Genomic DNA, 13,393 nt, shown 5'->3' with positions numbered 1-13,393 from the left:
AGAAATTATTGTGATGCCATCTCATCCCTCACCTTCCGTTTGAGAGGAGCGCGGGAGCCTGAAGATTAGGACAGCGAAGTGTAAAGCGAAAGTAAGTATTTGCCTCCCTCCCCTTACAAACCAGCAGGCCCACGTTGGCCTGAATACCGTATAAATACCTCTCGTTAATCGTTTGCTGCCTTGCCAGCGGGCCCCTTATGCGTCTTTTCGTTTATTCTCCCTTGAGTGCGCCGGCTCGCTTACACTTGCAGCGGCAACTACCAGCCGGGCTAACGGTCACCTTCAGCCAGGATGTGCCAGCGGAACAGCAACAGGCTGCTATTCAAGCTGCCGAGGTCTTGCTGGGCAACCCGCCGCCCGCGTGGCTGACTGACGGCCCACTGCGCAACCTGCGCTTTTGGCAGATCGACTCGGCCGGCTTTGAGCGCTACCGCGATGTCCATATGGCCATTCCGGTGGCTAACATGGGCGACTTTTTCGCCTGGCCCTGCGCCGAAACTATGGTAGCCGGCCTGCTCGCGCTCTATCGCCACATTCCAGCGCTGGCAGTACTCCAAACACAGCGGAAATGGGTCGGCGGGGCCTTCGTGCGCAATCGCGCTCAACTGCTGCGGGGCCGGCATGTCGTTATCCTCGGGGCCGGGGCCATTGCGCTGGCATTACGGCAGCAGCTCACCGGGTTCGAGTGCGAGGTGCAACTCCTGGCCCGCACCGACCCACAGGCCCAATTACATTCCAAAGCAGAGCTACAAGCTGCCTTGCCCACCACCGACATCGTCGTAAACTGCCTTCCCGGCAGTGCCGAGGGCTTTTTCTCCGCCGAGCTAGTGGCAGCCATGCGCCCCGGTAGCATCTACGCCAGCGTGGGCCGCGGCAATACCACCGACGAACCGGCTCTCCTCGCAGCCCTGCAAACAAACCACCTCGGCGGCGCCGTGCTCGATGTAACCGCCACCGAGCCCCTACCCGCCGGCCACCCGCTGTGGACCCTGCCCAACGTGCTCCTCACTCAGCACACCGGCGGCGACCAGCCCTTCGAAGACGAAGCCAAAGTTGACATGATGCTCCACAACTTGGAGCTGCTTCGCACCGGCCAACCATTGAAGAATCTGGTAGACCTTAGTCGTGGGTATTGAGTGCTTTTTTTGGCGAGAGCCAGAGGCACCACCGCTTTCGCCTGCCTGCGCGCGCCCTTAGCTCCCACCCGCTGAACCGCAAACCAGAGGAGTCGGCCCGGCTTGTCTGGGCTCAATTCTCGAACTTGCGCCCCCATGAAACAGCTAATTGACTTTGCTACCTGGCCCCGCCATGAGCACTTCACGTTTTTTTCGGCATTTGATGAGCCATTTTTCGGGCTGGTAGCAGAAGTAGATTGTACCCGGGCTTATGCGGAAGCCCAGCAGTTGGGCGTTTCATTCTTTTTGTATTACCTCCACTGTTCGCTGCAAGCTGCGCACGAAGTGGAGGAGTTTCGGTGTCGCATCGAACAGGGACAGGTGTACCGCTACGACCGGATTCACGCGTCAGCCACCATCGGCCGCCCCGACCGCACGTTTGGCTTTTCTTTTATCGAACAGCATAATAATCTAGCTGATTTCATCGTCGCCGCTAATGCGGAAATCGACGCGGTGCAGCACAGCACCGGCCTGCGCCTCAACGAGAGTACGGCCCGCCCCGATGTCATCCATTATTCAGCCGTGCCATGGGTGCGGTTCACGGGCCTGAGCCACGCCCGCAGCTTTCACCGCCCCGATAGTGCCCCAAAAATCTCGTTTGGCCAGACCTATCAGGAAGGCGGTACCATGCGGATGGCAGTGTCCGTAAATGTGCACCACGCCTTAGCCGATGGTTATCATGTGGGATTGTTTTTAGAGGCCTTCCAACGCCGCCTTGATGGTGTTGGTGGTGCTTAGAAAAGGTTTGTGGTAGTCTTTTGAGCCACCAGCGTGCCCCTCATACCACAAAAAAGCCCGGCCAATTGGCCGGGCTTTGGTACGATATAAAAAGCAGCGCCTACTCGCCAGCTGCCTTCGTCAGCAATTCTACTACTTCGGCCGAGATGCCGGTGGTGCTGAAGCCACCGTCATGCATCAGGTTTTGCATGGTCACGTAGCGGGTCAGGTCCGAAAACAGCGAAATACAGTAGTCGGCACAGGCTTCGGCGGGGGCGTTGCCGAGGGGCGACATCATATCCGCAAAGTTGAAAAAGGCATCAAAGCCGCTAATGCCGGTGCCGGCGGTAGTCTTGGTGGGCGACTGCGAGATGGTATTCACCCTCACTTTTTTCAGCTTGCCGAGGCGCTGGCCGTAGCTGCGGGCAATGCTTTCGAGCATGGCTTTGGCCTGGGTCATGTCGGTGTAGTCGAGGAAAGCGCGCTGCGAGGCAATGTAGCTCAGCGCCACGATGCTGCCCCACTCGTTGAGGGCATCCTGCTTCTCAGCCACAGCTAGCATCTTGTGCAGCGACAGGGCCGAGACGTCAATCGTCTGCTGGAAGAACTTGTAGTCCAGCTCACCGTAGTGCTTTTTCTTACGAATGTTGGCGCTCATGCCAATGCTATGTAGCACGAAATCGAGCTTACCGCCCAGCTTCTCCTGCGCCCCGGCAAACAGCGCTTCCAGCTCCTCCGTCGACGTAGCATCGGCCGGAATGATGGGCGCGTTACATTCCTCGCTCAGCTTGTTGATTTCGCCCATGCGCATGGCCAGCGGCGCGTTGGTGAGCACGAAGCGGGCGCCTTCGGCATGTGCTTTCTGCGCTACTTTCCAGGCGATGGATTGGTCATTGAGCGCGCCGGAAATGATGCCGACTTTGCCGGCGAGAAGGTTATTAGGCATGGTGGGTTAGTGGAGTAAGTAGTAATGAAAATAGCCCGTCATTGCCAGTGGAATGCCGCGGAATGCGGCAAACGAAGTTCAGCATAGCAAGGCTGTTCTTCCCGAGCGACACCGGATAAAGTGACAAGCCAAACCATTTGGTTTAGGTCGGCAAGTTAGCGGGCTTAGCCGAATTGGCTTGTCGTTAGCCCAGCATAGTCGCCAAGAAAGGCTAGGTTGCGTGGCCTTCACTTGGTGATGACCGATAACTATGCCGCCACTTCCCCCCGCAACGCCAAGAGCTCACGTGCACTTTGAAAAGCATTCTCACTCGGCTTAGCCCCCGCAATCATGTGAGCAATTTCCTTAATACGGTCATCCTGGTTCAGCTCGCGGATACGGCTCACCGTGCGGTCGGCACGGTCCTCCTTATACACAAAGTAGTGTGCGTCGCCGGCCGCGGCCATTTGGGGCAAGTGAGAAATAGCCACCAGTTGGTGTTTCTGGGCCATTTGCTGCATCATGCGGCCCACTTTCACGGCAATCTCGCCGGAAATACCGGTGTCAATTTCGTCGAACACTATCGTGGGCAGCGCCGTTTTATCGGCCAACATATACTTGATACAGAGCATCAGGCGCGAGAATTCCCCGCCCGACGCGGCCTTGCTCAAGGTCTGGGGCTGGGCACCTTTGTTGGCAGTGAAAAGGATGTTCACCACATCAATACCGCTGGTGGCAGGCGCCCCGGTATTATGCTGCACCACAATGCGGGCGTGCGGCATACCGAGGTCAGCCAGCAGCAACCCCAGCTGCTTCTCAAACGTGGGAAACGACTTGCGACGGCTCTCCGAAAGCTTGGTACCCTGCTTGGTTACGGCAGCCAGCGCCGCGCCCGAGTCCTTGCGCAAGCGGCTTATTTCCTTATCCAGATTCAGCACCGAACTTACTTTCTGCCGCAGGCCATCACGAACGGCAATTAGGGCGGGCAGGTCGCGGGCTTGGTGCTTGCGCTGCAGCGTATAGAGCACATTGAGGCGGTCTTGCAGCTCCTCGGCGCGCGCGGGGTCGCCCTCGGTGCGGCGCTCGGCCGTTTCCACTTCATCGGCGATGTCGTGCAGCTCAATCAAGCAGCTGTCGAGACGCTGGCGCAGTTCCTTGAAATTATCGGCATAGCTGGCCACCTGGCCCAGCAGCGTCACGGCTTCTTTCATGCTGCCGGTGGCGCAGATTTCGCTGTCGCGCAGCCCGTGCAGGGCCTGACTCAGCTTGTACTTGATTTCCTCAGCGTGCTCCAGCTGCTTTACCTCCTGCTCCAGGGCGTCTTGGTCTTCAGTGTCGAGGCGGGCTTCTTCCAGTTCATTCAGCAAGAAGCTATTGTAATCCAGTTCCTTACTGGCCTGGGCCGCTTGACTTTCCAGGGTTTGCAAGTCGGTTTCCAGCTTGCGGTACTGGCGGAAGGCGTTGCTGTACTGCGTGCGCTGCGGCACCAGTCCGGCAAATAAGTCCAGTAGGTTGAGTTGAAAAACAGCATCGCCCAGCAGCAGCGTATCGTGCTGGGAGTGAATATCCATCAGATTGGCGCCAATTTTCCGCAGCGCTTCCAGTGTTACAGGTGTGTCGTTCACGAAAGCGCGCGACTTGCCGTTGGGACTGATTTCGCGCCGCAGAATGCAGTGCGTGTCATAGTCTAAATCTTCCGCCTCGAAAATATCTTGCAACTGGTAGTTAGCAATGTTAAACTGTCCTTCAATCACGCATTTGCGCTCGGTATCAAACAGCATCCGCGAATCGGCACGGTTGCCCAGCAACAGGCCAATGGCACCCAGCATAATGGACTTGCCAGCCCCCGTTTCCCCCGTAATAATATTCAGCAGCGGCGACGGGCGCAGCTCCAGTTGCTCGATAAGAGCGTAATTTTTAATACGTAAATCGACTAACATTATGAGAATTATGAGTTTTGAATTATGAGTTATGAGTTATTAAAATAGGAACAGCCGTAGTAGCCTGTTGCTAATTCATAACTCATAACCCATAACCCATAATTTATTTAAGTATAGTCTGGTACTTGGCCGAATTTGTCGGGTCCACTTCCGTGAGCATGCTCACTACTTGCTGCTTCTGTTGCTGATTTTGACTGGTCCGAAAAATATTAGATATTTCGTCAGCTTTCGCGTCAAAAAAAGCACGGGCAAACAAGGTTCCCGGGCGCGTAACGGCCACTTTTTGTATCCCCGTCAAAGCCGCCATTACTGAAGTACGAGCTTCCTCCGGCTTCTCTATGAAGACGTCCATTCCCTGCCGATAATAGCCGTACAAACCCGTGCGGAAAGCTTCGAGCTGCGGGTCCGTAATATTATCGAGCAGCCAGTGGCGTTCGCGGGACCCGCTGCCACGCCATCCTTCGTCGGGCTCGTTGGTCGAGGTTTGATTGGCTGTATAGTTGACCACGTTACGGGCCAGCTCATAATACGGCGTGCCACCGAGCCGGCCAAACGTGTCGCGGTCGACGCCAATGACGAGGTAAGCATAGTACCCCAGCAGCGACGAGAGGTTAGACACGAAGCTGTTGGGCGAGAAATCCAACGGATTTTGAGGCGAGTAGTTAAAGTTAAAGCTCCGGTCGTTAATGCTGATGACGTTGGTGTCGTAGCCACTGCCGTACACCGGGCGCGTCGAAATCAGGCGCATGGTGGAATTGTAAGTTCCATTTTGCGGGATGGCTGTGATGCCGATAAATATTCTCAGCCGAATCCGCTCCTCGGGCCGGTAGGCCTGAGTGGTCCAGGCGCGGTTGTTGAGGAACGTCCGGATGTCGTTCTGCATCTGCGTGACAATGGTGGGGTCGGTGATAGTGACGTTTTGAGTCGTCACCTGAACTTCGGCCAGCAGTTCCTGGGCGCGGGCGGCGGGGCTTGTCACGAGGAGCAGCCCGAACATGGAGAGGGCTGCGAGAAACTTTTGCATCATAGAGGTAAGGTCAGGCGGGCCAGAATCAGGCTTACCAGTCCGCGGGCCACGTCGGCTTTGGACTGCAGTTCAAAATTAACGATTTGGCCGGCGCCATCCAGCACGGTCACCTTGTTGGTATCGTGGCCGAAGCCCGCGCCCGCATCGCGCAGGGAATTCAGCACAATGAGGTCGAAATGCTTACGGCGGAGCTTGTCCTGGGCGTGCGCCAACTCGTTCTCTGTCTCCAACGCAAAACCCACCGCAAATTGTTCAGGCCGCTTACTTTGGCCGAGGGTGGCGGCGATATCCACGTTCTTCACCAGCTCTAGGGTAAGCGTTTCGCCCGTTTTTTTTATTTTTTCCGCCGCTACATGTGCCGGCCGATAGTCAGCCACGGCCGCCGCAAACACCCAGACATCGGCCTCAACAGCAGCTTCGGCTGCCGCTGCAAACATCTGCTCCGCGGTTTCGACCCGCACGGTCCGAATGCGCGAACTGGCCGGATCAGGCAGATGGCTGGGGCCGCTCACCAGCGTTACCTCCGTCCCTTGGGCCGCGAAGGCCTCAGCCAAGGCGTACCCCATTTTGCCCGTCGAGCGGTTGCCGAGGAAACGAACGGGGTCAAGAGGCTCGTAAGTAGGACCAGCGGTGAGGAGAACACGCATCTAATTTGATTTAAGTGCCGACTAGCCGCCATAAGGTTAGCTCACCACTCGGATTGGTTCACTAAAACGTCATAGTCTAATACGTTAAGCATGACGCAGCTTCTGGCATTATGGATTGAAAAACTGCTCCAGCTTTGCCACAATATCCTCGGGCTCCAGCATGCGCCCGTGCCCGCTCAACCCGCTGGCCAACTCACCGCTGGGCGAATCGAAAACATGGTTGCCGAATGAGCGGAGCCGCACTAAGTTTTGCGTCACGGCGGGGTGAGCAAACATGTCGACATCCATAGCAGGAGCCAAAAATATTGGGCAGCGAGCCGACAGATACACTGCACAGAGCAAATTAGGACACAAGCCGTTGGCCAGTTGCCCAATGGTATTGGCACTGGCGGGCGCAATCAGCAACGCATCGGCCCAAAGGCCTAGCTCCACGTGATTGTGCCATTCACCAGCGGCCGCATTACGCAAAAAGCCCGTTAAAACGGGCTTTTTTGAGAGCGTGCCCAGCGTGAGGGGCGTAACAAAAGCAACAGCCGCTTCGGTGAGAATGACTTGTACTTCGGCACCGGCTTTGATGAGCAAACGCGTGAGCGGGGCGGCTTTGTAGGCCGCGATGCTGCCGCTCACCCCTAGCAAAATGCGCCGGCCATACAGGACTCCTGATTGCGGGTTACTAGGCTCTGGCATCACCTTTTATCGTTAGCTGTCAGTTATTATTAAGCAATAAAAGAACGTCACGGTGTACTGGCCGAAATATCTCTACGGTGTATCGATAGAGATGCTTTGACCAACACACCGTGACGTTCTCATGTAAAAGCTGACAACGACCAACGGTCAGTTAAAACAACTCGCGGGGCACCGGAATTTCTTCGGGCTCGGGCGTGATGTACTGGATTTTGCCTTGCAGAAACTCCTCGATGGCGAGGCTGGTAGGCTTGGGCATGCGTTCGTACTGCTTGGAAACCTCGATTTGCTCGCGGTTTTCGAACACTTCTTCCAGGTTATCAACCGTAGAGGCGAACTCGGCCAGACGGTCGTTCAGCTCTTCTTTCAGTTTCACCGACAGTTGGTTGGCGCGCTTCGAAATCACGGCAATGGCCTCGTACACGTTGCCGTTTTCGCCGGTGATATCGGCCACGTTGCGCGTGATAATGGAGCTCGACGGGGTGTTGGGATTAGGTTTCATGGGCTGAATTTAAATATAAATTAGTTGGATGCCGCCGCCGCTGGCGCCGCCTTTAGCTTAGCAATCTGGGCCTGACTGACGTCGTACATATTCTGAGCGGCTTTCAGGTTTTTGCTCTGCGGATACGTGTCAATAAATTGCTGATAGAAGTTCACAGCTTCCTGAAACCGCTCGCGCTGCTTCGATTCGATACTTTCCTGGGCCCAGTCATACTGGGCGGTCAGGCGCAGAAACGCCGCCTGCTCGGCATAGGCCGAGGCCGGGTATTGCAGCTGAAAGTTAGTGAGCGCTACGACGGCCGCCTGGTTGTAACGGAGCTGATAATACAGCTTGGCGCTTTCGAAGGCTTTGTTCTCCAGCTTTTTCTGCAGCTCCTGGGCCATGCTCTCGGTCTCGCTCTTGAACTTGCTTTCAGGGTAGCGGTTCAGGAAATCCTGGATGGATTCGAGCGCGGATACCGTGTTGGTCTGGTCCAGCTCAAAACCCGGCGAATCGAGAAACAATGATTTGGAGTGCAGGAAAGAAGCTTCCTCAGCGTACTGCGAGTTGGGGTACGTATCGGTGAACGACTTGAAATAGAAGGCGCTCAGCACATAGTTGCGCTGCTTGTAGTTCGTATTGGCAAAGTAGAACTGGGCTTTTTCGGCCTCGGGCCGGCCTTTTAACAGCGGAATCAGGTCTTCGAGCAACGTGCCTGCCCGGAAGAAGTCGCCCTTGTCGTAATATTTAACGGCGGCTTCGTACTTTTTATTAACATCGGTGCTTTTCAGCAGGCGCTGGTAACCACTGGCGCAGGAGCCCAGAATGAGCGTACTAACGAGCAGAAACAGAACCGTAAGGCGGGAAATCGGCATAAGGGGTGCAAAGGTAACGATTTGAGCCGGCGAAGGCAAACGGGACGCCGCATCAGGCTAGTCCATCGGGAGCAAGAGTGCCTAACGAGGCCCAAAGGTTGCAGCTAGCGCCGCGTACTCGGCGCTCCGGCTGACGGCTTAGGAGAAATTACAGAAGCAGCCGGCTTGGTAGTTTGGGGTGCCGTTTTGGGCTTCGGCACCGGCTGAGGCGTGGTTTTAGTGGGTGTTTTTTTAGGAGTAGCTTTCGCCTTGATAGTGCGTTTGGATGTCGGTTTGGCTTTTTTCTTGGGCGCGGGGCGCTTTCTAGGCCGGTCGTCGAACTGCTTGCCTAACACCTGCCGACGAGTGGGCCGTTCCTTGGCTCGCCACGCAAAGCCCTTGAGGCGCTCGTCGTCGGGCTTGAGCTCGTGGGGCGGAATAAACTTGGCCTCGGGATTGGCCAGAACGGTTATTTTGTTGAGTTTGCTCTCGACAAAAAGCAGCCGCATGTTGGCCGACAGCACGCGGTTCATCCCGGTGGTGGCCGTGTCGCCATCCAAGGCGTAGAAGATGCTTTCCGCGTTGCCAAGCACATCTACGCGCCGCATTTTATTGTCGCGGAAATAGGCCATCATGTTGCGGCCTTTGGTCTGGTTGAAGTTGAGCAACGTATCCTGGCTGACGGCGAATGCATTGGCATAGAGACGCATCTCGTCTACTTTGCCCCGCTTCGAGCGAATCTGCATTGAGTCGGCGGTGAGCTGGTTTTTGGCCTGCCACAGTACCGGGTCCTGGTTCAGGTAGATGATGCTGTCCTGCCGGTCGTAGGTCAGCGAGTCGCAGATACCCTGCATATTACCCCGGAAAATCTGCACCTTCGGGTAGGCGTAGATTACAGTTCGCGTGGTGGTTTGGCCGGGGCGTGCTTCCAGACTTATTAGCGTATCGGCGGCCATGTACAAGGTGTCCTTCTGGCTGATGTTGCGCACTACCGGCCGGCCACCGTATAATTTGGTACGGCCGAGGCCGCGCCAGTACCTACCAGCGTCGCCGCGCAGGGTCAGGTTATCTTTTTTGGAAATCAACGACACGTGGCCGTTGGCCACGCCGTAGAGCTTCACCTCGTCGTACACCAGCCGGTCGCCACCCAACAGGTAATTGGGCGTGTCGATTTTGGCATTTTTCTGAAAGTCCGAAACCCGGGTGCGAGTATTGTAATTGCCCGCCTCGGCATACAGGTTTCCCTGCTTGCCCTTGATGCGCGTGGGGCCGTTGAAGTAGGCAATTTTGCTGACGGTATTGTAGCGCAGCGTGTCATTGTTTAACTCGGAATCGGGCGTCACCAAGTGGACATCACGCTTGAAAACGAAGACTTTGGAAACGGTGTCGTAAAAGCCTTGTTGACTGTCGAGGGTGTTTTGCGGGTCGGTGAGGTGGCCGGTTTCGGTGTAGGCGGCCGTTTTGCGGTTCAGGTCGTAGTCCAGCGAGGGCGTGGTCAGGGTCATGCGTGGGTCGCGCATCACCACGTTGCCAATCATGCGGGCCGTGCGCTTGTCGCCATCGTAATACCCCCGGTCGCCGGTAATGGTCACGGTATCATTCTGGAGCACGCGCACATTGCTGAAGGCCTCCACCTGGTTCCGGTCGAGGTATTGATAGGCTGAGTCGCAGTACAGAAAGGTGTCTTCCTGCTGGAAGCTGACGTTGCCGAGCAGCTTCCGGATTTTTACGCCGTTAAAATCGCCACCTACTAATTCACCCGCGGTCAACAGTTTAATTGGAGAACCTTTGCCTGCAAGCGGCGGCGGGGCCTCTGGAGGCGAGCTGGCCGTAGCGGAGCGCCGGGGCGGGGCGGGCGACGCCGCAGCCGGCACGCCCGGCCTCGGTGGCGGCGTTGAGCGTTGGGCCTGCCCGAGCAGCGGGAGCAGAAATGACAGAAGAAAAAAAACGCGGGAGAGGGACATTCGGTGGTCAAAGGTACGGACGGGGGCCGGGGCTAACGCGCATCTTTGCGTGGTAGTACCCATCCGGGGCACCTCACCCCCGGCCCTTCTCCCAGGAGAGGGGAGCCTGATGGCAACTATGAGGTTATTAGTGAAGAGTTGAAAGGCAGACTGTTTTATCTTTTACCGCTCCACTTTTACCCTCTTCAATTCTGTTCGTTACGCTCTTCGCTTTTAGGTGAGGTGCCTGATACCCCCTTTTATTATGCTCGATACTGTTCGCCAATTTATCGAAGAACATTCCCTATTCTCCATTGAAAACGACCCATTGCTGGTGGCCGTCAGCGGCGGGCTTGATTCGGTGGTATTGTTAGACATTTTGCACCGCCTGGGGGTTCAAGTGGCGGTGGCGCACTGCCATTTTGGGCTGCGCGGCGAAGATGCCGATGCCGATGAGCAGTTTGTGCGCAAGCTGGCTAAGCAGTACGGCCGCCCCTATTTCGCCGAGTTTTTCCAGACCAACGCCTTTGCGGAGCAGGAAGGCATTTCGACCCAAATGGCTGCCCGCCTCCTGCGCTACCGGTGGTTTGAGCAGGTGCGGGCGGCGCAGGACCTGGCCTACATTGCCACGGCTCATCACCAGCGCGACGAGGCCGAAACAATGATTCTGAACCTCACCCACGGCACTGGGCTGGCCGGCCTGCACGGCATTCAGGTGAAAAATGGCTACGTGGTGCGCCCGCTGCTGGGCCTGGGCCGCGACGACCTGCACGACTACCTGGTAGAGCGCGGCCTGAAGTGGCGCGAAGACGACAGCAACGATAGCCCCGTGTACCAACGCAACCTGCTGCGCCACGAGGTGCTGCCGGTGCTGCGCGAAATCAATCCTAACCTCGACCAGACCATGCACGGCACCGCCGAGCGGGTGGGCGGCGCCGAGGAAATTGTGCGCCGCTACGTGGCCGACACTGCCGTCCAGGCTCGCCGCGACGAAGCCGAAGTAACCTACCTCAACATTGCCACCCTGCAAAAAACGACGGCCACCGCCCTGGTGCTGCACGAAATCCTGCGCCCGTTCGGCTTTTCCTGGCTGGTGGTAAAGGACATCGTGGCCGCTTTCCCCGGCGAGTCGGGCCGGCGCTTTGACTCGCCCACGCACCGCTTGGTGAAGGACCGGGAGAACTTGGTTATCACGCCGCGGCGGCTCACGCAGTTCGGTACGTTTCAGCTGGCGGCGGGCCAGACTGATTTGCTGGCCGATGGGATGCGCCTCAAAGCTGAGCTGCACGATGATGCCCGGCACTTCATCATTCCGCGCTCGAAGAGCACGGCCGCACTCGATGCCGACAAGCTGAAATTTCCGCTCACGCTGCGCCGCTGGCAGGAAGGCGACTGGTTTATGCCGCTGGGCATGAAGGGTAAAAAGCTGCTCAGCGACTTCCTCATCGATCAGAAAGTGCCGCTCAACCTCAAAGACGATGTGCGCGTGCTGACCTCGGCCGACGGCAAGATTTGCTGGGTGGTGGGCTGGCGGGTGGACGACCGGTTTAAGGTGAGCGAGGAAACCGTGCGGGTGCTGACCGTGCAGCGGCTCTGATGCCCGGCCGACGGCAGGAAGATTAGGCGCTAAATTCTCCAATCAGAGAGGTTGGAGTTACGGCGTGGGCGTTACTTTTGCGGCCATCCCTACTCCATTTTAACCCCATCCCAATGAAAGTTACCGTAGTCGGAGCCGGCAACGTAGGCGCAACCTGTGCCGACGTGCTCGCCACTCGTGAAATTGCCAACGAAATTGTTCTGGTTGACATCAAGGAAGGTATTGCTGAAGGCAAATCGCTCGATATTTGGCAGAAAGCCCCGATTATTGGCTACGATTCGCGCACCGTGGGCGTCACCAACGACTACGCCCGCACGGCGGGCTCCGATGTAGTGGTCATCACCTCGGGCCTGCCCCGCAAGCCCGGCATGAGCCGCGACGACCTGATTTCGGTGAACGCCGGCATCGTGAAATCGGTGACGGAGCAAGTGGTGGCCCACTCCCCCAACGCCATCATCATCGTGGTGAGCAACCCGCTCGATGTGATGACTTACCAAGCTCACCTTACCGCCAAGCTGCCCCGCGAAAAGGTGTTCGGCATGGCCGGCATTCTGGACACGGCCCGCTACCGCGCCTTCCTGGCCGAGGCGTTGAACGTGAGCCCCAAAGACATTCAGGCCGTGCTGATGGGCGGCCACGGCGACACTATGGTGCCGCTGCCCCGCTACACTACCGTAGGCGGCATTCCCGTTACCGAGCTTATTGGCAAAGCTGAGCTGGACGCCATTGTGCAGCGCACCGCCCAGGGTGGCGGCGAGCTGGTGAAGCTCATGGGTACCTCGGCTTGGTACGCGCCGGGCGCGGCGGCGGCCCAAATGGTGGAGGCCATCGTGCGCGACCAGCGCCGCGTGTTCCCCGTGTGCATCGAGCTGCAAGGGGAGTATGGCATCAACGGTGTGTACCTCGGCGCCCCGGTTATACTGGGCAAAAACGGCGTGGAGCGCGTGATTGAGCTGCAGCTCAACGACGAGGAGAAAGCCTTGCTGGAAACCTCGCGCGGCCACGTGAAAGAGGTGATGGATGCGCTGGATAAACTGGGCCAGACGGCGTAAGCGCTTGGTTTAGTAGTTGAAGCAGCCTTAGAGGCTGCGGCGTGAGGGCCGTTCCGCAGTGGCGGGGCGGCCCTTTTGCATGGGGATGGGCCGGGGTGGGGCTACGCAGCGTGTTTTGGCAGAAACATGGTGTTTCGGCTGAAACATCGTGTTTGGGTCTGTGCAGCGTGTATGAGCCTGTGCAGCCTACATGAAGCGGTTCGCGGGTACCATGTGGCGATTTGCTGCCTACATGAAACGATTTGCGGGTACCATGTGGCGATTTGCTGCCCACGTGAAGCAGTTTGCGGTCTACACGGGCGGATTTGCGGAGTCCATGCAGCAGTTTACGGGGTGCATGTGCGGGTTCGC

12 protein-coding genes are annotated in these 13,393 nt (G+C 57.4%); 4 read left to right on the top strand and 8 right to left on the bottom strand.

Going from position 1 to position 13,393, the window contains the following annotated elements:
* Positions 1 to 197: 197 nt before the first annotated feature.
* Together WX88_RS04910 and WX88_RS04905 are read left to right on the top strand one after the other, a co-directional pair.
* The gene (locus WX88_RS04910; protein WP_046243230.1) at positions 198 to 1,136 is read left to right on the top strand and encodes a D-2-hydroxyacid dehydrogenase; all 939 of its coding nucleotides are present in this window, start codon (positions 198 to 200) and stop codon (positions 1,134 to 1,136) included.
* A 135-nt stretch (positions 1,137 to 1,271) separates the two neighbouring features.
* Positions 1,272 to 1,913: a chloramphenicol acetyltransferase gene (locus WX88_RS04905; protein ID WP_046243229.1), complete on the top strand. Its 642-nt coding sequence runs from the start codon at positions 1,272 to 1,274 to the stop codon at positions 1,911 to 1,913.
* Positions 1,914 to 2,013: 100 nt separating this feature from the next.
* On the opposite strand, the gene WX88_RS04900 is transcribed toward WX88_RS04905, so the two are convergent.
* The 8 genes from WX88_RS04900 to WX88_RS04865 form a co-directional block, all read right to left on the bottom strand.
* Positions 2,014 to 2,838: an enoyl-ACP reductase FabI gene (locus WX88_RS04900; protein ID WP_046243228.1), complete on the bottom strand. Its 825-nt coding sequence runs from the start codon at positions 2,836 to 2,838 to the stop codon at positions 2,014 to 2,016.
* A gap of 248 nt (positions 2,839 to 3,086) precedes the next feature.
* Positions 3,087 to 4,757 carry a DNA repair protein RecN gene (recN, locus tag WX88_RS04895; protein ID WP_046243227.1) on the bottom strand — a complete coding sequence of 557 codons (1,671 nt, stop codon included), beginning with the start codon at positions 4,755 to 4,757 and terminating at the stop codon, positions 3,087 to 3,089.
* 103 nt (positions 4,758 to 4,860) lie between these two features.
* Complete coding sequence (gene porD / locus WX88_RS04890) at positions 4,861 to 5,784, bottom strand: type IX secretion system protein PorD (RefSeq protein ID WP_082115855.1); 924 nt, start codon at positions 5,782 to 5,784, stop codon at positions 4,861 to 4,863.
* Entirely contained in the window at positions 5,781 to 6,431 is a 651-nt protein-coding gene (locus WX88_RS31935; RefSeq protein ID WP_046243225.1) for a phosphopantothenoylcysteine decarboxylase domain-containing protein, read from the bottom strand. Before WX88_RS31935 ends, porD begins: the two co-directional genes overlap by 4 nt.
* Positions 6,432 to 6,539: 108 nt before the next feature.
* Positions 6,540 to 7,118, bottom strand: coding sequence for a flavoprotein (locus WX88_RS31930; RefSeq protein WP_072052941.1), 579 nt, complete (start codon positions 7,116 to 7,118; stop codon positions 6,540 to 6,542).
* Between the two features lie 151 nt (positions 7,119 to 7,269).
* Positions 7,270 to 7,617 (bottom strand): DNA-directed RNA polymerase subunit omega, encoded by a 348-nt coding sequence (locus WX88_RS04875; RefSeq protein WP_046243223.1) that lies wholly within the window; start codon positions 7,615 to 7,617, stop codon positions 7,270 to 7,272.
* Between the two features lie 20 nt (positions 7,618 to 7,637).
* Complete coding sequence (locus WX88_RS04870; RefSeq protein ID WP_046243222.1) at positions 7,638 to 8,471, bottom strand: outer membrane protein assembly factor BamD; 834 nt, start codon at positions 8,469 to 8,471, stop codon at positions 7,638 to 7,640.
* Between the two features lie 104 nt (positions 8,472 to 8,575).
* Positions 8,576 to 10,414 (bottom strand): OstA-like protein, encoded by a 1,839-nt coding sequence (locus WX88_RS04865; RefSeq protein WP_052732359.1) that lies wholly within the window; start codon positions 10,412 to 10,414, stop codon positions 8,576 to 8,578.
* Positions 10,415 to 10,658: 244 nt separating this feature from the next.
* Here WX88_RS04865 and tilS point away from each other — a divergent pair, with 244 nt between their 5' ends.
* On the top strand, positions 10,659 to 11,990 hold the full coding sequence (gene tilS, locus WX88_RS04860) for a tRNA lysidine(34) synthetase TilS (protein ID WP_046243221.1): 1,332 nt from the start codon (positions 10,659 to 10,661) through the stop codon (positions 11,988 to 11,990).
* Between the two features lie 113 nt (positions 11,991 to 12,103).
* Positions 12,104 to 13,042 carry a malate dehydrogenase gene (mdh, locus tag WX88_RS04855; RefSeq protein WP_046243220.1) on the top strand — a complete coding sequence of 313 codons (939 nt, stop codon included), beginning with the start codon at positions 12,104 to 12,106 and terminating at the stop codon, positions 13,040 to 13,042.
* The last annotated feature ends 351 nt before the right edge of the window (positions 13,043 to 13,393 follow it).

The organism is Hymenobacter terrenus (assembly GCF_000972495.1).
Classification (GTDB): Bacteria; Bacteroidota; Bacteroidia; order Cytophagales; family Hymenobacteraceae; genus Hymenobacter; species Hymenobacter terrenus.
Note: the sequence above shows the minus strand (reverse complement) of the source record. Positions and strands in the feature narration are given on the sequence as shown.